Origin of the sequence: uncultured Kluyvera sp., from assembly GCF_902485085.1 — a bacterium.
Classification (GTDB): Bacteria; Pseudomonadota; Gammaproteobacteria; order Enterobacterales; family Enterobacteriaceae; genus Kluyvera; species Kluyvera ascorbata.
This window is the reverse complement of sequence record NZ_CABTJS010000083.1, coordinates 1-22,695: the sequence shown is the minus strand read 5'-3', so window position 1 is coordinate 22,695 and position 22,695 is coordinate 1. Positions and strand designations below refer to the sequence as shown.

Below are 22,695 nucleotides of genomic sequence, written 5' to 3'. Positions count from 1 at the left end.
TAAGCACGAATAGAACCGTCTTCATTCTGGATAATAAAACTCAGCCGGTAATCACCCTTGAGTGTCAGGTTTCCGGTCATCGTGTCGCCATTTTTATCAACGGCATTAGCAGCTTTATCGACCGTGGGTTTTAAACCGATATTCTGGACAAACAACGGCGGATTCGGAATATCAGCGCCGTTCCGGTCTTTTGCCAGCCTCGCATTCGCATTATCCATCGCAATTTTGACAGCTTTCGGTGTTGCGGCCTCAGCTTCACTGGTACTGTCTGCCGCACTACTCAGCCTCACAATGCCTTTTTGCGCTGTGCTCGCGTCCTGAGCGGTATATTTAGCATTAGCAAGGTCATACGCCGCTTTAACCGCTTTCGGCGTCGCCGCAAGCACCTCAGACGCGCTGTCTGTTGCGCTACTGAGTTGAGTAAAGCCTTTTTCTTTCAGTGTGGCGTCAGGATGTCGACGTGACTTCTCATGTTCCGCAATCCTGTCATCAACATATTCCTGCGTCGCCATTACCATTGTCGAATCAATGGATAATTCAACTGAGGCAATACTGCTGACAATAATGACCATGCGACATGTCTGCGCACGGCCTGAGCCCTCGGCAAGTTCTGGCTTGTAGCTTTCTGCCATATTGGCAACAGCAATGAGAGTGCCCTCGTCATCATAAAGACCCAACTCGCGCATCCAGAATCCTCCCACCTCGGGCGGAATAACCAGCTCGGCTACAATGTAATTGCTGTTCCGGTTGTCCTGGCTGATTTTATTCAGGGCATGGCGCCAGACCTCATTCACGAGCTGCACCTGACCGGCGTCCGGCACTGGCAGTTTTCCGCCTCCGTCACCAACGGCCATCACGGTGATATTCACTTTTTTACCACCCGGCACAGTAGCCGCTGCCAGTTTTTCGGCTCCGGCAGTGGTGATAATAGTTTTAAATTTCGTGCTCATTATTCCTCACTTATCCGGGGTAAACTGTAATAATGTCGCCGTCACAGCTCACACCACCTGTATACATATAACCGGGAATATCCTGGATAATATTCAGGCCAATCAAATGACGGCTCGCAGGTTTCGCATCAGCAATCAACCGCTCCATTTCTAAATACATTTCTTCGGTAATACCGCTTTCCAGCACACCGATATCAAGACGAAACGTTCCCGCCGGGTCACCTGTCTCCCACCATTCCGTAACGTTGATTATGTATCCGAGCGGCTCAATAACTCGCCTGACAGCGCCTATCGTGCCTTTGTGGCAGTGAATGAAATACGCGCTGCGAATAACATCGCGCTTTGTTTTTTCCGGCCAGTTCTCATCCCAGCGGTCAACGGAAAACGCCCACGCCAGCCACGGCAAAAGATTTGCAGGACAGGTGTCAGGACTCCACAGGCGGCGTAACGGAACAGGTGTATTTTCAATATCTGCGCAGGCTCTGGCAGCAGCCACCTCAAGAGGTGATGACCCTACAGGTAACAGGCGGACATCACTCATCGGAGCCACCAATCACTATCTGATAGTCTGTGCAAAAAGATGCCTGCGTTTTATCAAGCACAATGTCGGCCACAGGTGCAGCCAGTTCGACACGTTGCACCCCCTCAACATGCAACGCGGCATAAATTGCTGACAGGCGAATATCCCGCCCCAACCTGTGCTGTGCACTGATATAAGCTTTGAGCTTCGCCTCAGCCGCCGCACGAATCGGCTCATTTTCCGGCCCCGGATAAACGAAAAGTGTTGCGCGTATCTGGTAGTCAATAATCTGAGCTGACTGCACTGTAACCCGGTCAGCAACCGGCCTCACGTCCTCAGCATTCAGCGCATTGCGCACGATGCTCTGAAGCTCATCAGACGCCGCACCGTTATTCTCACGCGAAAGCACAGATATCGTGACACATGCTGGGGAAGGGCTGATAACAGAAATATCTGCGACACGCCCGTCAGCACTGCGGCCATGAAATTCATAAGCTCCGGTGGATCCCGCAACGCTCATCCCTTCAAATGCCTGCTGTATACGCAGACGAAAATCGGCATCAAGCTCCATTTCAGCGGGGGTCGGGGGGATGGTGGTGTCATCAGCAGGCCTGACGACCAGGCGCTCAACATTGAAATTCGCCCCGAGATTATCGAGGTCGCTATCTCTGGCATAAGCCAGCATGCCTGCGCGAGCAGCTTCATTAACACGCTGACGCCAGATAACCTCACGGTAGGCGTTTTCCTGCAGCAATTTAACAATTGGTTCAGACTCAAGTGCGAGCGTCCGGGCTACAGCTTCCTGCTGGTCTTCGGGGTATAGCGAAATTAGCGTCGCAATGCGTTCCGCAAGGATGGTTTCAAAATCCAGTTCCTCAACCACATCGGGAACGGGTAACAGGCTCAGGTCAACAGTTGCCATAGTGATTTAACTCAGTGAAACAGTGGTTGAAACTGACGCACCCGTATCGGTACGCATCCCGGTAATATCGACATACATCTCGCCAGCATCACCAGTCTCAAAGCTGATGGATGTAAGCCTGATACGCGGCTCCCACTTCTGGATGGCCGAATAGCACGCCACCATGATTTGCAGCCTGAGCGCCGGGTTTTGCGGCATATCAATCAGCGCAGACAGGAGCGAGCCATATTCACGACGCATCACCCGCGAGCCGACCGGCGTCAGCAGAATGTCGCGCATGCTCTGGCTGATGTGTTCAGTGTCACTGATACCGAGACCGGTGTTGCGGTTCATCCCCATATAGCGCGCCGTCATTTGGTGTCCTCCGTCCAGGCACCGCCTCTTTGCACACCACCGTGACCGTGGTCGTCGAGCTGCACACCGTTTGATTTAAATGTGCCGCCGTTGTGGACAATGTCGCCTCTCATCTCCCCGCCTTTCTGCACCTCAAGCGTTGCCGTCGTCAGTTTGTTGGTGCATACCACCTCCGGGGTGTCGAGGGTGATGCGGGTTTCTGCTTTCACCAGCACCACAGGCACAGTGGCCGTGATGGATTCCGACGCGGTCACGTCAGCAGTTTTGATGCCTCTGACCGTCAGTGCACTGGTCTCCGGCTCGTACTCAATGACCGCGCCATCAGGAAAAACCACATGCCACGCATCCGCCGAGGCAGACGGAGCGGGGTTATCGTCGGAGAAAATCCCCGGCAGCACGAAAGCGGTATCAAGCTCGCCACCGATTGCCAGCAGCAGCACCTGCTCACCGAGCGAGGGAGCCCACCATGTGCGCGAACGACCGGCGCGGGTGGTCAGCCAGTTCAGCCATGTCGTCTGGATCCCGCCGCTTTGTACGCGGCACAGCCCCTGCACGGTATCGACCTCCGTCACCACACCTGAGCGGATGAGGTTACGAATCGCACGCGCGAGCTCCTGTATCGTGGATAACGTATTCATAGTGCAAGAATGCCTCTGGTCTTTAGCCGCGCCAAATCACGCGCCTCCGGTGGTGGTTCACACAATATTTATTTGCCGAGGTGGCTGATAATGACGTCTTCAATCATTTGCTCATCGTCGCGGGTGAAACCGAGCAACGGGCGCGCCTCGTACTGCACATCCCGGCTGTTGCGGTTTGGGCGGTCTTTGAGGCCGTACTGATGCACCCGCGCCATGCGCTGCACCTTGCCGGTAAACTCCACCACCGCCGCACTATCGCTGCCTTTGGCTTTCATAAAGCGACTGGTGCGCAGTTTGGCGAACATTTCGCGCTTAATGCGGCCTTTCTTGCTCCGTACCGGCTGGCGCTTTCGTGCGGCATACGGGGTGCCGTCGGGTGCCTGCTGGCGCTTGATGCGCTGCTGCTGACTGGTACGCAGCTTTTTCGCAATCTCAGCCGCCATTTTGCGACGTGCCGCCGGTGACAGGCTGGCAATCAGACCGGCGAGGCGCTCCTGCAGCGCGGTTAATTCACTCATCCCACTGGCTCACTAATTCACCGTTTGCATACATAGCAACCGGGCGCTTCACCAGCTCAGGCAGTGGCGGTTCTGGTGCATAACTGACATGCAGCGCGCCCCCGACCTCTTTGACGAGCGTGCGCTCGGTGAGCCTCAGGCTGATACTGATATCGAGCGAATCGTCGTTATTGATATCAATAATCCAGGTGAATCCTTTTTCCCGCCCGTCGTCGGTGGTCATAATGTCCGGCTGATGTTCACGCAGCCATGCCTGCACCGGCACGAATATCAAATCGAGGTCGCCAGTAAAGTCGGTCACCACCACGTTAAGCACATACACCTTTTCAAACGACAGCGAGCTCGCCAGTCGGGAATCGGTATGGCCGTTGTCGGCAAACAGGCGTAGCATATCGGGGTTATTTCGGAGCTGCGGCACGGCGTTAATCAGCGCTTTGCGCAGGCTTTTGTGCTTCTGCATCGAGTTCATCCTGACAGTGTTTGACGGTTTTAACCTGCAGCGCGCAGGCGGTCAGCGCGCCCTCAAGGCGGCGGATATCCGCGCTCAGGTCGCCATTGGTTTTCGGGTCACTTCCCGGCATCGGGCAAAGGCTCACCCTCGGGCATCCGCTGACCACAATCACCGGCGCTGGCGCAGGCGGTGCGGGTGTGCAGCCGACGCACCACATCAGGCAGAGCAGCGTTATACCAGCGGCGAAAGGCTTCATTTTCATTAAGTAACCTCGTTATCGTCTGCTCGCGGCGGCTGGCTTCCTCGCTAGCCTTTTCGAGCTGTTCACGCAGTGCCACCTGCGCAGATTCATTACGTCTGGCAAGCTGACCGGCAACACTGAGCTGATTTTTCAACATGCCAATCGTCGTCTTTTGTTCGCTCGCGACGCGGTTTGCTGTCTCAAAGGAGCGGGATAAATTACCGTTCTCATGGCGCAACCACAGCAGCCCAAGCACAGCCAGCACCAGCGCGGAGGCCAGAAACATCACAATGACTCTGGACACAGACCAGCCCCCTCAATGCGCTGGCGGTAGGTCTCGCGAACGGCCTTAAAGGTCAGCATACAAATCAGGTAAATCAGAGCCGTAAGGATCCAGCCAGCCCCAAGCAGACAGCCCGTGGTAACAGAGAAAATAATGAGAGACCATGCCCGACGCCCCTGAGAGGGCTTACGGCAAAAGACGGCGCGAAATACTTTCATCAGGTCTGGATTGACGGGAATATTTTTGCCCGTATTTCGCAGCCAGTGCTCATAGGCGACCACACCGGCGACGCTCGCCGTAATGCAGATGAAACTGCCAAACAGCGCCCACGCGGCAACAAAGTTGACGGCGGCGCTTTGCGGCGATGCCAGCCCCCAAAGCAGCAACAGTGCCAGCAGGGCATCGAACATCAGGGAACGTAAATATTTTTTCATTGGGTTACTCCTTTCATGCAATACGCCAGTTCCCGCGTGCGGCGGTTTTCCAGCCCTTTGTTTTTAGTGCCATTGACGTACACCCAGCGGGTAAGCTGGTCGCATGCCTGCCACCACTGATGACGCTTGATGTAAGAGACCAGCGTCGAGCGACAGGCCGCGCCGGTGCCGACGTTAAAAGAGAAACTGACCAGCGCGTCGTAAACAGGTTGCGGCATGGTGACCGGCACGCAGACCGCGAGACGGCGCTCGGTATTAAGCACGTCGGCGACCAGATTTGCCGCCGCTTCGCGCTCGGTGATATCACGTTTCGGTACCACCCCGGCAGTGTGGCCGATGCCTGACGTCCACACGCCCGCGCTACACTGGTAAGGTGTCAGGCGACACCCTTCGAGGTCGGCAATCAGCGCCAGACCATCAGGCGAGGTATTCAGCAGACGAAAATCAGGCATCAGTGCCGCCAGCGCCAGCACTGCGGCCACACTGCAACGTTTAACGATTGAGCTCACGGGTCACCCCTTTGTCGATTCCCATTTCGGTCAGGTAACGAAAGGTTTTGCGCCGGTACCAGAAATTCACCGCCGCCGTAAAAATGGCGCACAGACTACCCACATACAGCGCCAGCTTTTCGGGCGACATTGCCCCGAAATACGCCAGACCCACGGCCAGCCAGTAGGCGATAAACGTGGTGATTTTTTCCATACTCAGTCCCATAGGTTCAGGGTCTCCGCCGTGGGTGAGGTTTCAACGTCGGGCAGGTCAATCGCCGTGCCATGCGGCAGAATGACGCCCAGCTCAGACAGACCGGGATTAGCCTGCAGCACCGTCTCGACCACACCCTCAGTGCGCCCGTAATACCGGGCGCAAAGCGCGTCGAGGGTGTCGCCCTGCATCGCGTAGACTTTCATCAGAGCTGACCCACGATGCAGCGCGGTTTATCCTGCAGGCGCGAGACCGACCAGCGCATATCCCGCCACAGGTCATCAATGGTGGTTTCGACGCTGTCGGCTTTTTTGTCACCCTTGCCGGTGGCCTCAACCCCGCGATAACGCTCATACAGGGTGGCGGTCGCCATCGCCGTCACGGCGCTGAGGTAGTGGAAAACGCGCACATTCTCGCCGTCGATTTCCTCGGCGTCAGGCACGTCGGCCAGTTGCTTAAACCCTGCAGCAATCTGGCGCAGCCGATAGTCGTAAAGCTCCGCATTGGTTTCCGCCATGCCGGTCTTGATGGCGTTGCGCAGGCGCGCATCGGAAACCGTCTGCTCAAGGCGCATCAACTCGCGCACCCGCTTCGGATCCACGTCAGGGAAAAAGAACGTGTTTTTAATCACTGCGTCGCCCGTCTCCGGTGCGGGAATCACCACGCCCGGTACGTCCTGCGGTTCGTCGGGCTGATTCAGTATTACTGTCGTCATGACAACCTCATTAGGTTGGGCGGTGGACGCCGATCGCCGTCAGGGTCAAAACCCGCTTTGACCGGCGTGCCGCCCGGCTCGGGGAGCGTTCAGTTAACCGGCGGTTTTTACCGCCTTTGGTGGACGCCCGCGCTTTGCCGCCGGTTTGGTGGCAGGTTTGCGCGTGCGCGGTTTAGTCGTTTTACGGGGCGCGACCTTGGGCTTAGGCTTCAATGCGCGCTCCAGCCGCTCAATCTCTTTGCGTACACCGGCATTGCGGTCGAGTTGCATCGCGCGCTGAAACTGCGCCAGCGCGTCGGCGTTCTTACCGGTATCGCGCAGGGTCAGGCCAGTCACCTTATGCAGACGGGCGCGCACCATATCGGGAACGTCAGCGCCGTCGGTCAGGCTGAGGGTGGTCAGCAGTAATGCAAGGTCGACAGGCTCACCGGCATCGCGCAGGCGCAGCGCGGCAAGTGCCACCTCCTCAACCAGCATGTAAGGCGTGGTGCGACGATGGTCTGAGGTGAGGCCGTATTTCAGCGCGTAGGGCGCAATCTCCAGCGCGCCAGCAACGTCACCGGCATCGAGACGCCACAGCATGACGGTCATCAGGATGTCATCCTGTGCGCCACGGCCATCAGCCAGCACACCGGCGACCCACGGTGCATAGAACGGCAGCAGCTCGCGCTTTTTAGCGGCTTTCAGTTCGTTTGAACGGATGGTTTTCAACGTGCGGCGGTCATCGGCCAGCTTTACCAGCATCTGCTCGTAGGCGGTTGCGTGGCGCAGCGGGGCTTGTTCCCGCTGCGCGGCTTGAGAGGCCGAGACCCGCATCATGTGACGCTGTGCGGGACTCGTCATGGGTTTACTCTCCGCCTTCCGGTGCTTCTGGTGCGGTGAAATCGCCCAGGGTGATGTTTTCCAGCAGGCACCCGGCGGCATACGCCTCGACCACATAGTCGATGTTCATCGACTCGTAGTTTTCCACGCGGTCTTTTTTCGGGTTCTCATCAATGCTGCGGCGGTGGCTCTCATCCATGAAGTAGATAGAGAGGTTTTCCAGCGTGGTCACGAATACCGCATTCGCAGGGAAGTACGGCACGCGAACGGCTGGCAGGTTGCCGATGCGCTTCTGGCTGATGATGATATCCGCCGCCAGCGACTCGGTATTTTCCTGCTGTTTGTTGACCAGCGGGAAATATTTGTCGGCCAGCAGCTTACGGCCAACGATGGCAACGAGTTTCGGGTCATCCTGATAAATCTCGTCAATCAGGGTGTTGGTACCGTCCATCACCAGCGCGTCGAGGTTCTCATAGTCGCCGTTTTTGCCAACGCGAATCACGTCAGAAATAACGGTGCCGTCCTCAGCGGTGATTTTGCTCATCACGCGCGCCGGGGCTTCGTTGCGGTACTTCTGCAGCCAGCCGACGGTCACATCCTGCAGCATCGGGTTTTTGCTGCGGTCTGAGGTATCAGCGCGGGTGGTACCGTTGAATCCGGCCATGATGAAATCCAGTGCCTGACGCTGGACAATGGCGTCGCGGATGCGGCGCTGGAAGTCCTGAAAACGCGCCCACAGGTCGAGGCGTTTATAGGTCAGGTGGAAATCAAAGTTAATCTGATTGCACTCGTACTTGTTGGACTCAAGCGCGGTGAAATCTGCGGTCTGGCGCTCTTTGTCGCCCGAGGTATCGGTCGTGCTGGCGATGGTGCCGGTCACACCGACGCCGATTTTCTCGCCCTTCATTTCTGCGACCGGCAGAATGTTAATCATCTGCAGAAACGCGGATGACGCCTGCACGGTGTTCATCAGCGTTTGCGTAACGGACGGCTCGACGGTGAATTTTTTACTGACGTCATCAACGCTGATGCCGTTCAGTTTGGCGAGCTGGGTCAGATAGGCATTGAACTTAAAACGGGTTTCCTGACGCATAGTATTTCCTGTTTGAATTAATCGGTTAGTCACAGCATCGGGCGGGGTTACCGCCCGGTTTCGGTCTGCGGTTTATCAGCAGTCGGTCAGCAGCTCATCACCGCCACCGCCGCTGGCTTTTGTGCGTCGCGGCTGGCTGAAACTTTCGGTTTTGTCGAGGGTGGTTTTCAGGGCGGAAAATGCCTGGCTGGTTTCGTCAACCTTGCCGGTCAGTTCCTGTTTGAAAGTGGCAAACGCGGTTTCCATATCGGAAATGCGCTTATCCTGCGCGGTCAGATTGGTCTGCACATGCTCGCTGACGGTGGTCACCGCTTCATGCACATCATTCAGGCGCGCATCGTCGCTGACCTGCTTACGGCTGAAAATGGCTTTCACCTTATCTGCCAGGCTGTTTAGCACCGTGTCGGGAACGTCTTCAAATTCCAGTTCGGCCAGCGTGGCAGCGGAAAAGACGTTTTCAGGGTTGGCCTTAAAGCGCTGCAGAGGGTTGTGCTTCGCGTTGCGGCAGAATTCGAGGTATTCGGTGCCGAGGCTTGCCGGGTCATCGGTCACAGCCAGACCAACGAGATAGCATTTGCCGGTATTGGCAAAATTCGGCTGAATTTCCATTGAGGTGTAGACCTTCTGCAATTTTTTATTCATTGCAATCAGGTCATCGGTCGGGGTGATTTTAGCGAACAACGCCCATTTGCCGTTAAGCGCAGAGTCGTCGTCAATCTTCTCGGCTTTCAGCTCAACCACATCACCCAGGCGCTTAAAGTCGCCGTCGGGAAAGAGACCGCGAATATGCTCAAGGTTGATGCGGCAACCATATACGCGCGGGTCAAACGACTCAGCCATTTCCTGAATATCGTTACCGCTGATAATGCGCCCGTCGCAGGTATCACCCTCGACGCCGATGCGAAAGAATTTTGAGACTTTTTTTGCCATTGTCAGGAGTCCTGAGGTTGGGGTTACTGGTCACCGCCAGTTTCCAGACTCAGGACACACCAGACCACCAATGACGACTGGATAACCGCCCACACAACAGCACCTTATCGAATCACTGACGGCCATTAAGTAGCCTTGCCCTGAATCCACTACGGCGAGGCATCAATGACCATTTCCACCGATACAACCTTGTTGCATGACCCGCGACGGCAGGCATCGCTGCTTTACTGGCAGGGTTTTTCCGTGCCACAGATTGCCGAAATGCTGCAGGTCAAGCGCCCGACCGTGCAGAGCTGGAAGCAGCGCGACGGCTGGGACGGCATCGCACCGATTTCCCGCGTCGAAAGCAGCCTTGAGGCGCGCCTGATTCAGCTCATCGCCAAGCAGCAAAAGTCAGGCGGCGACTTCAAAGAGATTGACCTGCTCGGTCGGCAGATTGAGCGACTGGCGCGCGTTAACCGCTACAGCCAGACCGGCAACGAGGTCGACCTAAACCCCAATGTCGCCAACCGCAACAAAGGCGAGCGTAAAAAGCCAAAAAAGAACTTTTTCAGCGACGAGGCTGTCGGGAAGCTGGAGGAACTATTTTTCGACCAGTCTTTCGAGTACCAGTTGCAGTGGTACCGCGCAGGACTGGCGCACCGCATTCGCGACATTCTCAAATCCCGCCAGATTGGCGCGACGTTCTATTTCTCCCGCGAGGCACTGCTGCGCGCACTCAAGACCGGCCATAACCAGATTTTTCTGTCGGCCAGCAAAACGCAGGCTTACGTGTTCCGCGAATACATCATCCAGTTTGCGCGACTGGTTGACGTCGACCTGACCGGTGACCCGATTGTCATCGGCAACAACGGCGCAAAACTGATTTTTCTCGGTACCAATTCCAACACCGCGCAGAGCCATAACGGCGACCTGTATGTCGATGAAATATTCTGGATCCCAAATTTTCAGAAGCTGCGCAAAGTCGCATCTGGCATGGCCTCGCAGAAGCACCTGCGCTCAACCTACTTTTCGACACCCTCCACGCTGGCACACGGCGCCTATCCCTTCTGGTCTGGCGAGCTGTTCAACAAGGGGCGCAGTCGTATTGCCGACCGCATCGAAATCGACATCAGTCACAGCGCGCTCGCCGGTGGCCGACTCTGCGACGACGGCCAGTGGCGGCAGATTGTCACCATTGAGGACGCCCTTGCCGGTGGCTGCACCCTGTTCGACCTCGACCAGCTCAGGCGCGAAAACAGTGATGAGGACTTTAAGAATCTGTTTATGTGCGAGTTTGTTGACGATAAAGCGTCGGTATTCCCGTTCGAGGAGCTGCAGCGCTGCATGGTCGACGTGATGGAAGAATGGGAGGATTTTGCCCCGTTCGCCGACCATCCGTTCGGCTCGCGTCCGGTCTGGATTGGCTACGACCCGTCACACACCGGCGACAGCGCCGGGTGCGTCGTGCTCGCGCCGCCGGTGGTCTCGGGTGGCAAATTCCGCATGCTGGAGCGTCACCAGTGGAAAGGCATGGACTTTGCCGCGCAGGCAGAGGGCATCCGCAAGCTGACCGAGAAATACAACGTCGAATACATCGGCATTGACGCAACCGGCCTCGGCCTCGGCGTGTTCCAGTTGGTGCGCTCATTCTACCCGGCGGCACGCGGCATCCGTTACACACCTGAAATGAAAACCGCAATGGTGCTCAAGGCGAAAGACACCATTCGCCGTGGTTGTCTGGAGTACGACGCCGGGGCGACCGACGTCACGCAGTCGTTTATGTCGATTCGCAAAACCATGACCAGCAGCGGGCGCAGCGCCACTTATGAGGCCAGCCGCACCGAGGAAGCCAGTCACGCCGATATCGCATGGGCGACCATGCACGCCCTGTTAAATGAACCGCTTTCTGCCGGTAGCGGCATGCAGCCTAAATCTATTCTGGAGTTCAACTAAAATGGGTAAACAAAAATCCCGTAAAGCCGCTGCGCAGAAGGCCAGCAAGCCACAACAACTGACCGCCAGCGCACTGCCCAAAACGACAGCGTTCACTTTCGGCGAGCCGGTGCCGGTACTCGATAAGCGCGACATTCTGGACTACGTCGAGTGCATCAGTAACGGCAAATGGTACGAGCCACCGGTCAGCTTCTCCGGACTGGCAAAGAGCCTGCGCTCTGCCGTGCATCACAGCTCGCCGATTTACGTTAAACGCAACGTGCTCGCCAGCACCTACATTCCACACCCGTTGCTTTCCCGTCAGGATTTCAGCCGCTTTGCGCTCGACTATCTGGTTTTCGGCAACGCCTTTCTTGAGCAGCGCCATAGCGTCACCGGCCAGTTAATTAAGCTGCTGGCTTCACCGGCCAAATACACCCGGCGCGGGGTCGATGATTCGATTTTCTGGTTTGTAGAAAACTTCACTCAGCCGCATGAGTTCGCGCCTGACACCGTGTTTCACCTGCTGGAGCCCGACATTAATCAGGAGATTTACGGTCTGCCGGAATATCTCAGCGCACTTAATTCCGCCTGGCTGAACGAATCGGCTACGCTGTTCCGCCGCAAGTATTATCAGAACGGCGCGCACGCAGGCTACATCATGTATGTGACTGACCCGGCGCAAAGTGCGACCGACGTCGAATCGCTACGCGAGGCGATGCGTAACTCGAAAGGGCTTGGCAACTTTAAGAACCTGTTTTTCTACGCCCCTGGCGGAAAACCGGACGGCATCAAAATCGTGCCACTGAGCGAGGTCGCCACAAAGGATGACTTTTTCAATATCAAAAAAGCCAGTGCCGCCGACCTGATGGATGCGCACCGCGTACCGTTCCAGCTAATGGGCGGCAAGCCCGAGAATATCGGCTCACTAGGTGACGTTGAGAAAGTGGCAAAGGTATTTGTGCGTAACGAGCTGTCGCCCCTACAGGACAGATTCAGAGAAGTAAATGACTGGCTCGGCATGGAGGTCATCAGGTTCAAAGAGTACACCCTCGATAACCCCGATGCTGATACCAAGCCTCAGACCTCAAGAGCAAATGATGTAAAGTGTTGATTATCAAGCATCCTATAGTTAAAATTCATAAATTATTACTAATTTTCTTTAGAGGCGCATGTGAGACATATATCTATAGATATATTAAAAGTTGTGGCGGCATTTTTTGTTGTATTTATACATCTTGACATCCTTAAAGAGCTTAACCCAACAGCGAACCACTTCCTTATCAACGGCATTTTTAGATTATCAGTACCTCTGTTTCTTATAATTACTGGTTATTTTTTCATTAGAATTGAAACTGGGAAGCAGTTCATAAAGTGGCTTTCTAGAATGCTGATTCTATATATCGTATGGTCTATTATATACCTCCCATTCTGGCTCGGCGATACAAAAATGATTACTGCCATAATAAATATATTTAATGGTTATTATGCTTTATGGTATATAATGGGCGTAATTTTGGCTGGATGCCTCCTGTATTTACTGAAAGATAAAAAAACATCCACTTTAGTGCTTTTGTCGATACTGCTTTATATAGTTGGTACCTTGCTTCAGTATGCTGCAAACCTAAACATCTCCAGCGGGATTACATCAAAGGTTCTTGCATTTATCCCCACGCACAGAAACTTCTTATTTGACTGCCTCCCGTTTATGACCATTGGTTTTCTTATTAGGAGAGCTGGCATAAGTAATGTGAAAAATTATGGCTTACCGATTATTGCATTAAGCTTTGTATTGCTAATAATAGAGTCTTATCTTAACCTAAGGTTATTTGGCACAGATAAACAATTAGACATGATGTTTTCATTGTTACTTATTTCTCCATTGTTATTCATTTACATAATGAATATTGATATTCTTGGCAAATACAAGAACCTCTCTTCCTTTGCTACGGCCATTTATCTAGTCCATCCAGCAATAATATTCATTGGTCAGGACTATGTATACGATGATAAATTAAGTGCAATGCGATATCTGTTTGTTATTGGGATGCTAATCCCTGTCTCTTACGCATTGGTTAAACTAAACAGCAAATTAAGATATTTATTATAGGAATAAAGGCGCCCTTTGAGGCGCCTTTATTATACGACCGTTCTAGCAACCGTTTACTCTATTTGCATCCAAATAAAATGTTCTAAGCTTGAGATAAAATCACTGACATTAAATACGGACGAAATATAATTCTTTCTGAGGCTCAGAGTAGTCCGACTTGTTTTAGAATGCCATGACTGGTCTAGCGACCGTGAACTCAACATACATGTAAATTAGTTTAATCGTTGTAGAAACATGATTAGCAGTATGAATCCAGCCACTCCTGTTAAGCCGCTGTCGCTAAGCGGCTTTTCCATACCCCAACACCATCACGCCTCAGGTGCGCCACACGCGCACCATCACACCCGACCACCAACGAACCGACAACAACCATGACAGCGCCATCACTACGCGCTCAGACGATGATTTTTATTATTACGTACCACCGCTGGCGCGCAATGCTTTCCCCGCCACGCCTGGCCGCTTTATGGGTCGGTTTTAATGCAGTTGCATGACCACTCTTGATCCGCGCCAGCTCTGGCGGCGCACGCTCAGAACGGGCAACCCCGGCGCATGCAAAACCATGCACCTGTTGCATGCACGGCTTAAAAACGGGAAATTCGCGGAGAATTGGCATAAAAAAACCGGCTTTAATGGTGCCGGTTTGGGGCGGTCTCAACGGGGCAGGCTAACGCCTCGCGGGGCTCGTTGTTCAACCCCGCCAGCACTGAAAGCGAGTTTCAGCACCGGCGGCGTTTGTTAATGCAACCAGCTATCGTCCTCCCATACCTGCTGCATGATTTCCATTACTCGTTTTTTATCTTCGTCCAGTTTCAAACCACTTAGCTCAACGCCATTTGCGGAGCCTTTGCGAATGCGGATAGCGGTCTTTGGGTAAATAGGTTGAAGATTGCGGTACAGCTCAGCCTCAAGCGCATCCAACGTTGCCTGACTAATTTTTTGCTCTTTATCCAACGTGATATTGATTCTCATAATCTAATCAGCCTTATAAAAAATATCATCTTCGGTTTCGTTATTTTCGCTGTTTGCTAGGTCTGCAATGAGAGTGAGCGCGAGCTTTAAGTCTGATGGCTTGCAGTTTGCAATCAGAGATACCTCGGCAATAAATTGCACACAAGCCCACTTTTGCTGCGTTCGGCTGAAATGTTCGCCAACCATGAAATCCCTCCCATAGGGTTACTGTATATTTATACAGTAGCACGTATTGGCAAAAGATGGGAAGAAAAAAAACGAATAGGTCGATTGCTGTATGTACATGATATGGATACGAATTACTCATGTATTGGTTTTGATGCTTTAGCCATCACCGCAACACGATTAAGGATTTTCCGAGCTTTAGCCTCATGCGATGGCGCTGCGGAAAATATTTCTCCTTTGGCCGTTCCGCGTAGCCATTTGCCATCAAAACAACTTTTACCACCGGCCATCAGTTGCAGGGCTTCGCCCCGGCTGATTGTGATGCCGGTTGTCAGTTGAATCTCGTCGATAGTTTTTTCTATCGCGGGGGTTTGCTCAGGCTTACCGTGAATAAATTTCGCCCTTTTTGGTGGTTTTGGCTTCCTGATTCGTTTTGCTAATTCGCGTTTTTCACGTCGGCTTAGTGGTTTTGTTAAATCCAGCTCTGGTGGCTCGCTTTCGCTCTCCGTACAGTTATTGACAGAACTCCGAGAGGGCGCAGGAGCGCCCTTAACGTCAACGGCCAAATCAACGGCACGCTTCGGTACAATTTTCCACTGCGTTAGCCGGGTTAAAATCGGGGTACCAGCACCGACAGCAGAATCGTACACGCCACGGATGCAGACGGTTTCCTCACCATACTGGTTAAACTCGGCGCGCGGTTCATACAGCGTGCGCACCTGCAAATCATCGCGACGGACAAACGGGCCACCCTGCGCATTAACGTAACCAGCCCAGTCACCGGCGTCAGCGGCATCATGGACGGCGGCAAATTCAACGCTCAGACCGTGCGCGGTCTCGGTATCGGCGAGACGACGCAATTCACGGTAGACCGTCACCGGCGCACCGCCGATAAACTGGAATTGACGGATGTGCCAGCGCGCCGCCCATGCTGATACAGCGGGGGCTGTCTCTTTCAGCAGCTCACCGCTTTCGTCATCGGTTTCACCATCAAGAGCATAGCCGTCGATATTTTTCGAAATGTATTTAGCAACATAGCCGGTAGCGCTGCCTTTTTCCGGGTCAATGGCCTCGGCATGAAAGCGCGCTTTTTTGGCTTTATCGCTTCTCAGTTCGTGGCGGTCTTCCTCCCACGCATAATCACGGATGATGAGGCGCACGCGCTCGACGTCTTCCGGCAACATGAACATAAGCATGTGCCAGTGTGGCGTTCCGTCGTGATGAGGTTCGGCAACACGGATGCCGAAAATGCGGATTTCTTCCCGATGTAACTTGGCACGAATGCGCGCCCAAAGGCCGGTGAGATAACTCTGCGTGTCCGACGGGCTGGCTCCTTTCCATTTGGTGTTACGGTAACCCGCCTTAGTTGTGGCGTGATATTTTGACGGCGCGGTCAGGGTATAAAACTCACCGACATAACCGAGCTCATTGCAGATATTTTCAAACCCACGGATGCGGGTCATCAGCTCGCAGCGACGTATCGCAGGGTTGGCGACCGAGCCATCATATTTTTCAATCAGGCTGATGCGGTTGCCGTCTTCGTCTTCGAGATCCAGCCCCTTGAGAAATTCACGCGTGCGGCGCTTCTGCTCGCGCCAGTCAGTCACGCAGTTTTTACTCGCGTAGGCATGCTTTTTCTTGCTGACGTTGCCAACGGCAATATGCAGGTGTTCGCGCCATGCAGCCGCAATGCGTCGCAAGCGGCCACGCCACCAAACCTCATTAAACATGCGGGTGATAGCAGGGGCGATTTCATCCTCACCGACATATTTCTTTGTCACACGCTCCCAATGCGGCGGGTTAACGTTGAATTGCAGGGCAATAATACCGGCGCGCATGTACCACGTGTACAGCGTTTTAAGCTCGCTAAATCCGGTGTCATCAATGTCGGCCAGTTCAGCACGAATGAAATTAGCGATATCAGCGGCCAACAGGTCAATATCGGCGCGCGACATATCAGGGAGGCGGTTAAATCTGGCGACCATATTGACCATACGTGACGCCAGATATTGCATAAGCTGGGTATCAAAATGACCACCAAAAACAGCGGCTGATACATTGCTGTTGATACCCGCGCACTCGTATTTTTTTGCGACCAGTTCAAGACGCGGCAATGCCTTTTTACAGAAGCTGATTAAAAAGGCATTAGCTCGTTGACTGCCCTGATTTTGCTCCAGCACCGTAGCGGTACGATAAACATCAAAACGCACGCACTCAGGCTGGAGAGAAAGCACCTTTCTCGCATGCAGCAAAGCCGCGAACATACGGTCGCGGCGATACTGTTGGTCATAGGTAAGGTATGGGCTGGCTATTGCCGACCGTGGAGCGTTCCACGGAAACGCGTAAACGACATCAGTCATTAAGCGCCACCGGGCTAATGTCAGAACTACTTTTTACATAAATAATCCAATGTGTTTTGTCGTTCTTTCCAGTGCGCTGGCCAATAGCCGGTGTCTCGTTTGTCAGCGCAAGAATCTGACTAACCGGTATCTGCGTTTCATTCCATTTGAAGATGAGTACGCCGTGTGGGCGTAATACGCGAAAAGCCTCTTTAAATCCGGCTCTTATGTCTGCGCGCCACGTTTTTTTATTCAGTCTACCGTATTTCTTACCCATCCACGCCGACTGCCCGACACGCTCAAGATGTGGCGGGTCAAATACTACGACCGGGAATGACGCATCAGCGAACGGCAGCGCACGAAAATCCGCAATCAGGTCAGGACTGATAACAAGCCGACGCCCGTCACATAAAACATGTTCTTCGGCGCGTATATCGGTAAACACTGCGCGAGTGTCACGCTTATTGAACCAGAACATACGCGAGCCGCAGCACATATCCAGCACGGTAGATTTATCGCTCACGATTTGCCCCCATTGGAAACAATCGCGCTTTGACACAATAAGCCTACCTGCTCAATCTCATGGCTCATGCACTCCAAAGAGCTAATTACTGAATTCTGAATATGGTGATGGATAAGCCCGGAAATAAGCTGTTCAATCTTTGGGTAATATCCGATAGTGTCGAGCCATTCCTCGCCAGCTTTTTTCCCGGATTGAGCGACTTTCTTCTCATTCAGGATGAATTGATATTGGTCGCTGGTAATTACCCATTTATCGCCGACTTCGATACGAATACCCATTTATACGCCCCTGTAATGTTTAGATTTGAGCTCTGCTATTTGCTGACAGGTCACGCAAAATGCCACGCCCGGAATTGCAGCGCGGCGCGCTTCCGGGATTGGTGCGTCACATTCTTCGCAGAAGAAACGAGAGGGCGCAGCGATGCGGCTGCGTGCGGTGTTGATATGGCGTTCGCGGTCTTCCTGCTCACGCTGTTGTGCTAAATCCATTGCGTCTGCCATTAGTGCAGCTCCTGTGATTCGTTCTCAAAGCGTGTGGCTTCACGGCGCAGCAGTTCAGCGGCTTCGGTGCCGTTCATGCCCTCTTTGGTGATATGGATAGCCAGCGCCTCAAGGCGGATGGAAACAGCGAGCGCGCGGTCTTTGCGCTCTTCTTTTTTGGCATCGGTCAGCAATACGGCCAGCGCATCGCTATCGGTGTTAAAACTACGGATTTCGGTATTACGCATAATTTACTCTCCTGATTTCTGGCAATAAGAAGCCCGGCGGGTTTACGCCATTAAATTTCTGTTTGGATTAATTCGGCATAGTTAGCCGTTTGGGAAATAAACTCACCACTGCACGAAAATGATTCATCGCTGTAATAAGCGCCTTTTTCTCGTCAGTAGTCAGCTCACTTAATTCGAGCTCATGACGAGCCGCCGGTATTTTTGCCAGAAAGAAAATAGCGGCCAGCGCCCGATTATTTTCTTCAAATTGTGGGTCACGTTTATCGCGCATATCATCGACAAAACGCTCAACCTCTTTCCAGCTATCGCCCCAATATCTCGCGCGCAATTCAGCCACATGATTGAGACCGGCCAGACGTTCACCCGCTTTTAGCGGAACAGTCGCGGAAACAGCTTCGATAGCCATGATTCCCCCTGCTTTTTGGTGGATAGTCCAGCCAGTAAATCAGCCTGTGAATGGCTCGGGTGCCAGCGCTTTCCGTCCTGACCTGCGATCCAGCCGTGGCCGTAGTGCATGCCGGGACTTTGCTTGACGAGCAGAGACGCGAATGATGGTTCACTTTTCAGCATACGCACCTCAAATCAGACCGAATGACGCGCCAATACCGCTCATGGTATCGACCACGCTCGTCATAGCGGGATTAGTCTGCAGACGCGCATGCAGCGCCAGCGCCGACAACGACAACATGCGAATGCCAGCGTTAACGCTTTCAATCATGTTGTGCTTACGGGCAGAGGTCAGGCGCTCATCAGAGACCGCACCGCTCGCCAGCTCGCCGAGTTCACTCATCGCTCGCATGACATAAGACTGCAATTTGTCTTTAGCCAGCTCATTAACTGGCACGCATGGCAGACAATGAATCTGCGCCAGAAAACCATCAACGAGGGTTGAGTCTTCGGTCAGGTCAGTCAGTAGCCACAATTCAGGCGGCGTGAACTGGTGAGGCTGTTCCGGGTTGAGCTTGTTACGTAACGTCTGGACATTCATACCCGCACGCTCTGCCAGCTTCGCCATGTTGTGACGCTGCGCAAAAGCCCGGCATGCTTCGTCATAGTGGGGATGTTTGGAAATCTGAAAATCAAACATGGTTAAGTTCCCTCTAACTTGCATAATCAAATTCAGTTAAGAGCGGTGCGCTGGTCGATGTAGCGACAGTCAATCGCTTGTTGAGTCAGTTTGTCGCGCCAAGTTTTTACGTTTACGAGGGTGCGGCTTCGTTTACCGGCTTCCTCTTTATTGGAAAAGTCTTTGGTCGGAGCTTTAAGAAGAATGCCCTCATCAAGCCATTGCCAGACCAGACGCTCGCTAACGCCGCGGGTGGCGGCAAAGTCTTTCACTGTCATGGTGTCGGACATAGCAGAGCGAATCATTGTCTGCAGGGCTGGCAGCATTGCTGTAACGATGGCATCAAACTGCGTTGGATCTAACAGCACAGTTTGATTTTGTGAGTTTTGCGAGTCGTGCGTCGAGATTGATTTTGCATCTGACATATCGCATTATCTCCTGTTGTTTGAAATGTAGTGCAGTGGTGTGCATCTTGGTCGATGAACGCCACTATAGATCGTAAAAAGTTATCTGTAAACACCCATAAAATTATCTATAGGGGTTTTTATGAGTTCTGAACTTGATGTTCAGTGGCGTGTTGGTGCAACTAACGGCGTGTTAGAACGCTTGATGTCTGCCTATGGCGTTAAGATGCAAAAAGATTTGGCTGACCTGTTAGGCATAGCCAAACACAGCGTTAGTGGCTGGGTTCAACGCGATGCAATACCGGGCAACGTCATAGTTAGGTGTTGTCTTGACACTGGAGCTGATATCAATTGGCTAGTAAGTGGTAAACTTGCAAATTCGAATTGCGAGCGGATTGGTTGCAAGTTAAAAGGCAAAGAGCTCTATGACGAGATTATGACGAATGGTGGGAAAACCGTTTTGCGTAGAATTCTTGATGCCTACGGCTTTAGCATGCAGAAGGAGTTAGGCGATTTGCTTGGCATTTCCTCAGGCACAATCAGCACATGGGTAAGGCGTGATTTTTTTCCGGGCGATGTAGTCGTTGCATGTGCTCTTGATACTGATGTGTCGCTTGAATGGTTAGCGACTGGTAAGGGGCAAATGCGAGCTAATAGGGAAACGGTCTCATCTGGCCGCACTATTAAAAAGTCGCGGCTTGAATCTGGTGAGCTTAGGGACGCTGGAACGTGGCACCCTGACCCATCAATGATTCCGGCAAGCGCTGAGAATTTAGTCTTTGTTGAAGGGGTAAATTCATCTTGGCTTGTTGATTGCTCTGTCTCAAACATTGCCAATGGCCGCTGGCTAATTAGCATTGACGGCGCGCTTGATGTGTTTGATGTAGTCAGGTTGCCTGGTGGAAAGGCAAGGCTATCGAATAAGTTTGCGGAGTTTGAATGTAACTTGTCTGATATTACACCTTCAGGGGTGATAATTTTTACTTTGGAGAAGCATGTATAATGGATGTACTAATCAGCATACTTTCAATTGTGCTTTCCATCTACGCCGTTATCAGAATTTGCTCTAAGGCACAAAACACTAAAACAAAGGTTTTAAAATCTATATGCGCGCTTTGGTACTTTCTGTATGCAGGTGGGATTATTGTATCTTCAGACTATGAGGGGATAGGTGTAGTACTACTGATTGTTGGTGCGGTAGTCCTTTTCTATCCTAAAAAAGATAATGCGACTACACCTACAAAATCTGTCTCAGATAATAATGAAACTGAAAGCGCGAGCCACGATGACTCTGAGGATGTGGTATTTAGAAATCAGGTTGATTTTAGTAAACATAAGCATTTGCTAAAAATAGCTTTTACATATGAGAACACTAACGGCACGGTTAAATATAGAGAGGTCGATGTTAAAAAATTTGATGGTTTATATATTGAAGGGTATTGCCACAGCAGAAAGCAATATCGAACGTTTAGAACAGATAGGATTGTTGATGGAATTACACTTCGTGATACTGGTGAGTTATTTACTACGGAGGAATGGGACGAGCAATTTTATTTGACGGTTTAGTTATATGCTCGTGGGGGCTTTATGACTGTTAGCAAGCAGAAAAACGGTAAATGGTTATGCGAGCTTTATCCAAATGGCCGGGAAGGGCGGCGTATACGCCGTCAATTCAATACCAAAGGTGAGGCCGAGGCATTCGAATCATTTACCAAAAGCGAGAGTGAAGATAAGCCGTGGCTCGGCAAGAAAGAAGACCGCCGACGCTTAAGTGAGATTATTCAGCTTTGGCACAATTTGCACGGTCAGGCGTTAGTCGCCAGTAAGTCGCGGTTAGCAAAGCTACAAATTGTATGTAATGGGTTGGGCGACCCTATCGCATCTCGTCTTACCGCTAAAGATTGGGCTCATTACCGTGACCGTCGATTACGTGGTGAAATAGACAACGGCTATCACAAAGACCCGGCGAAATGGATCGCCAAACCTATAACTGTCAATCGCGAGCAGCAATACCTCGAAGCGGTGTTCAATGAACTGCGACGATTAGGGGAGTGGAGTTTACCCAATCCACTGGACGGGATTCGCGTATTCAAAGAAGCTGAGAAAGAAATGTCCTGGCTAACTTTGTCTCAGCTCCCGGAGCTGTTCCGAGCCTGTGAACAATATGGCAAAGAAAATCTTACGATGATTGTTAAAGTGTGCCTGGCTACCGGCGCACGATGGGGAGAAGCCGAGAGACTTACACGCCCCCAACTTTCTCCCTACAAACTTACCTTCACCAAAACCAAAGGTAAGAAGAATCGCACGGTTCCGATTCCTAAATGGCTGTACGACGAGTTGTCCGAACGTCAGGGCAGAATGTTTAAGCCCTGCTATCAGGAGTTCAAGAAGATGCTCAAACTTACGAACATTGAACTGACGGAAGGGCAGAAGACCCACGTTTTGCGTCATACTTTTGGTGCTCATTTTATGATGAACGGCGGAAATATACTGGTGCTGCAGAAAATACTCGGGCATGCCAACATTCGAGAAACAATGAAGTATGCACACTTTGCGCCTGACCATCTTGAGCAAGCTGTTACCCTTAATCCGTTGTCGCTATATGTTGGCGACAATGTGGCGGCAGAGCTTGCATAACACTGCAATTCGCTGCATTAAAAATTACGTTAACTAATTGTTTTATATGGTAAGTGTTTGTTTGTTTGGTGGTGTTAATAGGAGCGTCTTAACTAAGATTCGCGCAAGCGACATCCTGTTAAAGAGGGCTGGCCGAAAGGCTGGCCCTTTTTTATTGTCACCCCTAAACCACCTCCTAGGGAGGTGGTGATTGATCCTGTAAGGCTATAGCCTGAAGAATGCCCATGCCGGAATATCTCTGCTTACTCACCACAAGTAAAAGGAG

34 protein-coding genes are annotated in these 22,695 nt (G+C 52.4%); 6 read left to right on the top strand and 28 right to left on the bottom strand.

What is annotated here, in order from left to right; translation table 11 throughout:
• The 17 genes from RDN66_RS09765 to RDN66_RS09685 all read right to left on the bottom strand — a co-directional run.
• On the bottom strand, window positions 1-950 hold a 950-nt coding region (locus RDN66_RS09765), incomplete at its 3' end, for a phage tail protein (RefSeq protein ID WP_308537813.1).
• Between the two features lie 10 nt (window positions 951-960).
• The gene (locus RDN66_RS09760; RefSeq protein WP_165712510.1) at window positions 961-1,491 is read right to left on the bottom strand and encodes a phage tail protein I; all 531 of its coding nucleotides are present in this window, start codon (window positions 1,489-1,491) and stop codon (window positions 961-963) included.
• Window positions 1,484-2,392, bottom strand: a complete 909-nt coding sequence (locus tag RDN66_RS09755) for a baseplate assembly protein (RefSeq protein ID WP_165712513.1) — start codon at window positions 2,390-2,392, stop codon at window positions 1,484-1,486. The genes RDN66_RS09760 and RDN66_RS09755 overlap by 8 nt, the downstream gene beginning before the upstream one ends.
• A gap of 6 nt (window positions 2,393-2,398) precedes the next feature.
• Window positions 2,399-2,746, bottom strand: coding sequence for a GPW/gp25 family protein (locus tag RDN66_RS09750; protein ID WP_087856840.1), 348 nt, complete (start codon window positions 2,744-2,746; stop codon window positions 2,399-2,401).
• Window positions 2,743-3,384 carry a phage baseplate assembly protein V gene (locus RDN66_RS09745; protein WP_165712515.1) on the bottom strand — a complete coding sequence of 214 codons (642 nt, stop codon included), beginning with the start codon at window positions 3,382-3,384 and terminating at the stop codon, window positions 2,743-2,745. The genes RDN66_RS09750 and RDN66_RS09745 overlap by 4 nt, the downstream gene beginning before the upstream one ends.
• A 68-nt stretch (window positions 3,385-3,452) precedes the next feature.
• On the bottom strand, window positions 3,453-3,902 hold the full coding sequence (locus RDN66_RS09740) for a phage virion morphogenesis protein (protein WP_165712517.1): 450 nt from the start codon (window positions 3,900-3,902) through the stop codon (window positions 3,453-3,455).
• Window positions 3,895-4,362: a phage tail protein gene (locus RDN66_RS09735; protein WP_165712519.1), complete on the bottom strand. Its 468-nt coding sequence runs from the start codon at window positions 4,360-4,362 to the stop codon at window positions 3,895-3,897. The genes RDN66_RS09740 and RDN66_RS09735 overlap by 8 nt, the downstream gene beginning before the upstream one ends.
• A complete protein-coding gene (gene lysC, locus RDN66_RS09730; RefSeq protein ID WP_308537812.1) occupies window positions 4,325-4,570 on the bottom strand; it encodes an Rz1-like lysis system protein LysC in 246 nt (81 codons plus the stop codon). Before lysC ends, RDN66_RS09735 begins: the two co-directional genes overlap by 38 nt.
• Entirely contained in the window at window positions 4,470-4,880 is a 411-nt protein-coding gene (gene lysB, locus RDN66_RS09725; RefSeq protein ID WP_044068236.1) for an Rz-like lysis system protein LysB, read from the bottom strand. The genes lysC and lysB overlap by 101 nt, the downstream gene beginning before the upstream one ends.
• On the bottom strand, window positions 4,880-5,311 hold the full coding sequence (locus RDN66_RS09720; protein WP_046092415.1) for a DNZ54_00345 family protein: 432 nt from the start codon (window positions 5,309-5,311) through the stop codon (window positions 4,880-4,882). The genes lysB and RDN66_RS09720 overlap by 1 nt, the downstream gene beginning before the upstream one ends.
• Window positions 5,308-5,820 carry a lysozyme gene (locus tag RDN66_RS09715; RefSeq protein WP_047721263.1) on the bottom strand — a complete coding sequence of 171 codons (513 nt, stop codon included), beginning with the start codon at window positions 5,818-5,820 and terminating at the stop codon, window positions 5,308-5,310. The genes RDN66_RS09720 and RDN66_RS09715 overlap by 4 nt, the downstream gene beginning before the upstream one ends.
• Window positions 5,804-6,025, bottom strand: coding sequence for an HP1 family phage holin (locus RDN66_RS09710; protein WP_001437784.1), 222 nt, complete (start codon window positions 6,023-6,025; stop codon window positions 5,804-5,806). The genes RDN66_RS09715 and RDN66_RS09710 overlap by 17 nt, the downstream gene beginning before the upstream one ends.
• A complete protein-coding gene (locus RDN66_RS09705; RefSeq protein WP_042325371.1) occupies window positions 6,016-6,219 on the bottom strand; it encodes a tail protein X in 204 nt (67 codons plus the stop codon). Before RDN66_RS09705 ends, RDN66_RS09710 begins: the two co-directional genes overlap by 10 nt.
• Window positions 6,219-6,728, bottom strand: a complete 510-nt coding sequence (locus RDN66_RS09700; RefSeq protein WP_044068245.1) for a head completion/stabilization protein — start codon at window positions 6,726-6,728, stop codon at window positions 6,219-6,221. Before RDN66_RS09700 ends, RDN66_RS09705 begins: the two co-directional genes overlap by 1 nt.
• 93 nt (window positions 6,729-6,821) lie before the next feature.
• Window positions 6,822-7,571 (bottom strand): terminase endonuclease subunit, encoded by a 750-nt coding sequence (locus RDN66_RS09695; RefSeq protein WP_308537811.1) that lies wholly within the window; start codon window positions 7,569-7,571, stop codon window positions 6,822-6,824.
• Between the two features lie 4 nt (window positions 7,572-7,575).
• Window positions 7,576-8,643: a phage major capsid protein, P2 family gene (locus tag RDN66_RS09690; protein WP_308537810.1), complete on the bottom strand. Its 1,068-nt coding sequence runs from the start codon at window positions 8,641-8,643 to the stop codon at window positions 7,576-7,578.
• A 75-nt stretch (window positions 8,644-8,718) separates the two neighbouring features.
• A complete protein-coding gene (locus RDN66_RS09685; RefSeq protein ID WP_220421154.1) occupies window positions 8,719-9,573 on the bottom strand; it encodes a GPO family capsid scaffolding protein in 855 nt (284 codons plus the stop codon).
• 165 nt (window positions 9,574-9,738) lie between these two features.
• Between RDN66_RS09685 and RDN66_RS09680 the strand changes: the two genes are divergently transcribed.
• Genes RDN66_RS09680 through RDN66_RS09670 form a run of 3 tightly spaced genes read left to right on the top strand, consistent with a single transcriptional unit; the run spans window position 9,739 to window position 13,597 of the window.
• On the top strand, window positions 9,739-11,508 hold the full coding sequence (locus RDN66_RS09680) for a terminase ATPase subunit family protein (RefSeq protein WP_220421153.1): 1,770 nt from the start codon (window positions 9,739-9,741) through the stop codon (window positions 11,506-11,508).
• Window position 11,509: 1 nt separating this feature from the next.
• Complete coding sequence (locus RDN66_RS09675) at window positions 11,510-12,601, top strand: phage portal protein (RefSeq protein ID WP_220421152.1); 1,092 nt, start codon at window positions 11,510-11,512, stop codon at window positions 12,599-12,601.
• A gap of 60 nt (window positions 12,602-12,661) precedes the next feature.
• Entirely contained in the window at window positions 12,662-13,597 is a 936-nt protein-coding gene (locus RDN66_RS09670; protein WP_211640102.1) for an acyltransferase family protein, read from the top strand.
• 738 nt (window positions 13,598-14,335) lie between these two features.
• Here RDN66_RS09670 and RDN66_RS09665 read toward each other — a convergent pair.
• The 11 genes from RDN66_RS09665 to RDN66_RS09615 form a co-directional block, all read right to left on the bottom strand.
• Complete coding sequence (locus RDN66_RS09665; protein ID WP_001222154.1) at window positions 14,336-14,569, bottom strand: DinI family protein; 234 nt, start codon at window positions 14,567-14,569, stop codon at window positions 14,336-14,338.
• 3 nt (window positions 14,570-14,572) lie between these two features.
• Entirely contained in the window at window positions 14,573-14,755 is a 183-nt protein-coding gene (locus RDN66_RS09660; RefSeq protein WP_000232650.1) for a hypothetical protein, read from the bottom strand.
• 113 nt (window positions 14,756-14,868) lie between these two features.
• Complete coding sequence (locus RDN66_RS09655; protein WP_308537809.1) at window positions 14,869-17,094, bottom strand: replication endonuclease; 2,226 nt, start codon at window positions 17,092-17,094, stop codon at window positions 14,869-14,871.
• Window positions 17,087-17,551 carry a class I SAM-dependent methyltransferase gene (locus RDN66_RS09650; RefSeq protein WP_308537808.1) on the bottom strand — a complete coding sequence of 155 codons (465 nt, stop codon included), beginning with the start codon at window positions 17,549-17,551 and terminating at the stop codon, window positions 17,087-17,089. The genes RDN66_RS09655 and RDN66_RS09650 overlap by 8 nt, the downstream gene beginning before the upstream one ends.
• Before the next feature lie 41 nt (window positions 17,552-17,592).
• A complete protein-coding gene (locus RDN66_RS09645; protein ID WP_202217405.1) occupies window positions 17,593-17,874 on the bottom strand; it encodes a DUF5405 family protein in 282 nt (93 codons plus the stop codon).
• Window positions 17,875-18,096: a TraR/DksA family transcriptional regulator gene (locus RDN66_RS09640; protein ID WP_202217406.1), complete on the bottom strand. Its 222-nt coding sequence runs from the start codon at window positions 18,094-18,096 to the stop codon at window positions 17,875-17,877.
• Window positions 18,096-18,323 (bottom strand): DUF2732 domain-containing protein, encoded by a 228-nt coding sequence (locus tag RDN66_RS09635; protein ID WP_202217407.1) that lies wholly within the window; start codon window positions 18,321-18,323, stop codon window positions 18,096-18,098. The genes RDN66_RS09640 and RDN66_RS09635 overlap by 1 nt, the downstream gene beginning before the upstream one ends.
• 67 nt (window positions 18,324-18,390) lie before the next feature.
• Entirely contained in the window at window positions 18,391-18,729 is a 339-nt protein-coding gene (locus tag RDN66_RS09630; protein WP_000963463.1) for a DUF5347 domain-containing protein, read from the bottom strand.
• The gene (locus RDN66_RS09625; protein WP_202217408.1) at window positions 18,693-18,893 is read right to left on the bottom strand and encodes a phage filamentation protein Fil family protein; all 201 of its coding nucleotides are present in this window, start codon (window positions 18,891-18,893) and stop codon (window positions 18,693-18,695) included. The genes RDN66_RS09630 and RDN66_RS09625 overlap by 37 nt, the downstream gene beginning before the upstream one ends.
• A gap of 7 nt (window positions 18,894-18,900) precedes the next feature.
• Window positions 18,901-19,410, bottom strand: coding sequence for a phage regulatory CII family protein (locus RDN66_RS09620; RefSeq protein ID WP_080073824.1), 510 nt, complete (start codon window positions 19,408-19,410; stop codon window positions 18,901-18,903).
• Between the two features lie 32 nt (window positions 19,411-19,442).
• Entirely contained in the window at window positions 19,443-19,814 is a 372-nt protein-coding gene (locus tag RDN66_RS09615; protein WP_308537807.1) for a Cro/Cl family transcriptional regulator, read from the bottom strand.
• Between the two features lie 121 nt (window positions 19,815-19,935).
• Here RDN66_RS09615 and RDN66_RS09610 point away from each other — a divergent pair, with 121 nt between their 5' ends.
• Genes RDN66_RS09610 through RDN66_RS09600 form a run of 3 tightly spaced genes read left to right on the top strand, consistent with a single transcriptional unit; the run spans window position 19,936 to window position 22,430 of the window.
• Window positions 19,936-20,796 carry a phage repressor protein CI gene (locus tag RDN66_RS09610; RefSeq protein WP_202217409.1) on the top strand — a complete coding sequence of 287 codons (861 nt, stop codon included), beginning with the start codon at window positions 19,936-19,938 and terminating at the stop codon, window positions 20,794-20,796.
• Window positions 20,796-21,359: a WYL domain-containing protein gene (locus RDN66_RS09605; protein ID WP_202217410.1), complete on the top strand. Its 564-nt coding sequence runs from the start codon at window positions 20,796-20,798 to the stop codon at window positions 21,357-21,359. The genes RDN66_RS09610 and RDN66_RS09605 overlap by 1 nt, the downstream gene beginning before the upstream one ends.
• Before the next feature lie 21 nt (window positions 21,360-21,380).
• Complete coding sequence (locus tag RDN66_RS09600) at window positions 21,381-22,430, top strand: site-specific integrase (RefSeq protein ID WP_202217411.1); 1,050 nt, start codon at window positions 21,381-21,383, stop codon at window positions 22,428-22,430.
• Window positions 22,431-22,695 lie beyond the last annotated feature (265 nt).

Excerpts from the sequence above, each read along its gene's own strand:
- RDN66_RS09760 (WP_165712510.1), bottom strand. The coding sequence starts at position 1,491 with ATGAGTGATGTCCGCCTGTTACCTGTAGGGTCATCACCTCTTGAGGTG.
- RDN66_RS09755 (WP_165712513.1), bottom strand. The coding sequence starts at position 2,392 with ATGGCAACTGTTGACCTGAGCCTGTTACCCGTTCCCGATGTGGTTGAG.
- RDN66_RS09750 (WP_087856840.1), bottom strand. The coding sequence starts at position 2,746 with ATGACGGCGCGCTATATGGGGATGAACCGCAACACCGGTCTCGGTATC.
- RDN66_RS09745 (WP_165712515.1), bottom strand. The coding sequence starts at position 3,384 with ATGAATACGTTATCCACGATACAGGAGCTCGCGCGTGCGATTCGTAAC.
- RDN66_RS09740 (WP_165712517.1), bottom strand. The coding sequence starts at position 3,902 with ATGAGTGAATTAACCGCGCTGCAGGAGCGCCTCGCCGGTCTGATTGCC.
- RDN66_RS09735 (WP_165712519.1), bottom strand. The coding sequence starts at position 4,362 with ATGCAGAAGCACAAAAGCCTGCGCAAAGCGCTGATTAACGCCGTGCCG.
- lysC (WP_308537812.1), bottom strand. The coding sequence starts at position 4,570 with ATGTGGTGCGTCGGCTGCACACCCGCACCGCCTGCGCCAGCGCCGGTG.
- lysB (WP_044068236.1), bottom strand. The coding sequence starts at position 4,880 with ATGTTTCTGGCCTCCGCGCTGGTGCTGGCTGTGCTTGGGCTGCTGTGG.
- RDN66_RS09720 (WP_046092415.1), bottom strand. The coding sequence starts at position 5,311 with ATGAAAAAATATTTACGTTCCCTGATGTTCGATGCCCTGCTGGCACTG.
- RDN66_RS09710 (WP_001437784.1), bottom strand. The coding sequence starts at position 6,025 with ATGGGACTGAGTATGGAAAAAATCACCACGTTTATCGCCTACTGGCTG.
- RDN66_RS09705 (WP_042325371.1), bottom strand. The coding sequence starts at position 6,219 with ATGAAAGTCTACGCGATGCAGGGCGACACCCTCGACGCGCTTTGCGCC.
- RDN66_RS09700 (WP_044068245.1), bottom strand. The coding sequence starts at position 6,728 with ATGACGACAGTAATACTGAATCAGCCCGACGAACCGCAGGACGTACCG.
- RDN66_RS09695 (WP_308537811.1), bottom strand. The coding sequence starts at position 7,571 with ATGACGAGTCCCGCACAGCGTCACATGATGCGGGTCTCGGCCTCTCAA.
- RDN66_RS09690 (WP_308537810.1), bottom strand. The coding sequence starts at position 8,643 with ATGCGTCAGGAAACCCGTTTTAAGTTCAATGCCTATCTGACCCAGCTC.
- RDN66_RS09685 (WP_220421154.1), bottom strand. The coding sequence starts at position 9,573 with ATGGCAAAAAAAGTCTCAAAATTCTTTCGCATCGGCGTCGAGGGTGAT.
- RDN66_RS09680 (WP_220421153.1), top strand. The coding sequence starts at position 9,739 with ATGACCATTTCCACCGATACAACCTTGTTGCATGACCCGCGACGGCAG.
- RDN66_RS09675 (WP_220421152.1), top strand. The coding sequence starts at position 11,510 with ATGGGTAAACAAAAATCCCGTAAAGCCGCTGCGCAGAAGGCCAGCAAG.
- RDN66_RS09665 (WP_001222154.1), bottom strand. The coding sequence starts at position 14,569 with ATGAGAATCAATATCACGTTGGATAAAGAGCAAAAAATTAGTCAGGCA.
- RDN66_RS09660 (WP_000232650.1), bottom strand. The coding sequence starts at position 14,755 with ATGGTTGGCGAACATTTCAGCCGAACGCAGCAAAAGTGGGCTTGTGTG.
- RDN66_RS09655 (WP_308537809.1), bottom strand. The coding sequence starts at position 17,094 with ATGACTGATGTCGTTTACGCGTTTCCGTGGAACGCTCCACGGTCGGCA.
- RDN66_RS09650 (WP_308537808.1), bottom strand. The coding sequence starts at position 17,551 with ATGTTCTGGTTCAATAAGCGTGACACTCGCGCAGTGTTTACCGATATA.
- RDN66_RS09645 (WP_202217405.1), bottom strand. The coding sequence starts at position 17,874 with ATGGGTATTCGTATCGAAGTCGGCGATAAATGGGTAATTACCAGCGAC.
- RDN66_RS09640 (WP_202217406.1), bottom strand. The coding sequence starts at position 18,096 with ATGGCAGACGCAATGGATTTAGCACAACAGCGTGAGCAGGAAGACCGC.
- RDN66_RS09635 (WP_202217407.1), bottom strand. The coding sequence starts at position 18,323 with ATGCGTAATACCGAAATCCGTAGTTTTAACACCGATAGCGATGCGCTG.
- RDN66_RS09630 (WP_000963463.1), bottom strand. The coding sequence starts at position 18,729 with ATGGCTATCGAAGCTGTTTCCGCGACTGTTCCGCTAAAAGCGGGTGAA.
- RDN66_RS09625 (WP_202217408.1), bottom strand. The coding sequence starts at position 18,893 with ATGCTGAAAAGTGAACCATCATTCGCGTCTCTGCTCGTCAAGCAAAGT.
- RDN66_RS09620 (WP_080073824.1), bottom strand. The coding sequence starts at position 19,410 with ATGTTTGATTTTCAGATTTCCAAACATCCCCACTATGACGAAGCATGC.
- RDN66_RS09615 (WP_308537807.1), bottom strand. The coding sequence starts at position 19,814 with ATGTCAGATGCAAAATCAATCTCGACGCACGACTCGCAAAACTCACAA.
- RDN66_RS09610 (WP_202217409.1), top strand. The coding sequence starts at position 19,936 with ATGAGTTCTGAACTTGATGTTCAGTGGCGTGTTGGTGCAACTAACGGC.
- RDN66_RS09605 (WP_202217410.1), top strand. The coding sequence starts at position 20,796 with ATGGATGTACTAATCAGCATACTTTCAATTGTGCTTTCCATCTACGCC.
- RDN66_RS09600 (WP_202217411.1), top strand. The coding sequence starts at position 21,381 with ATGACTGTTAGCAAGCAGAAAAACGGTAAATGGTTATGCGAGCTTTAT.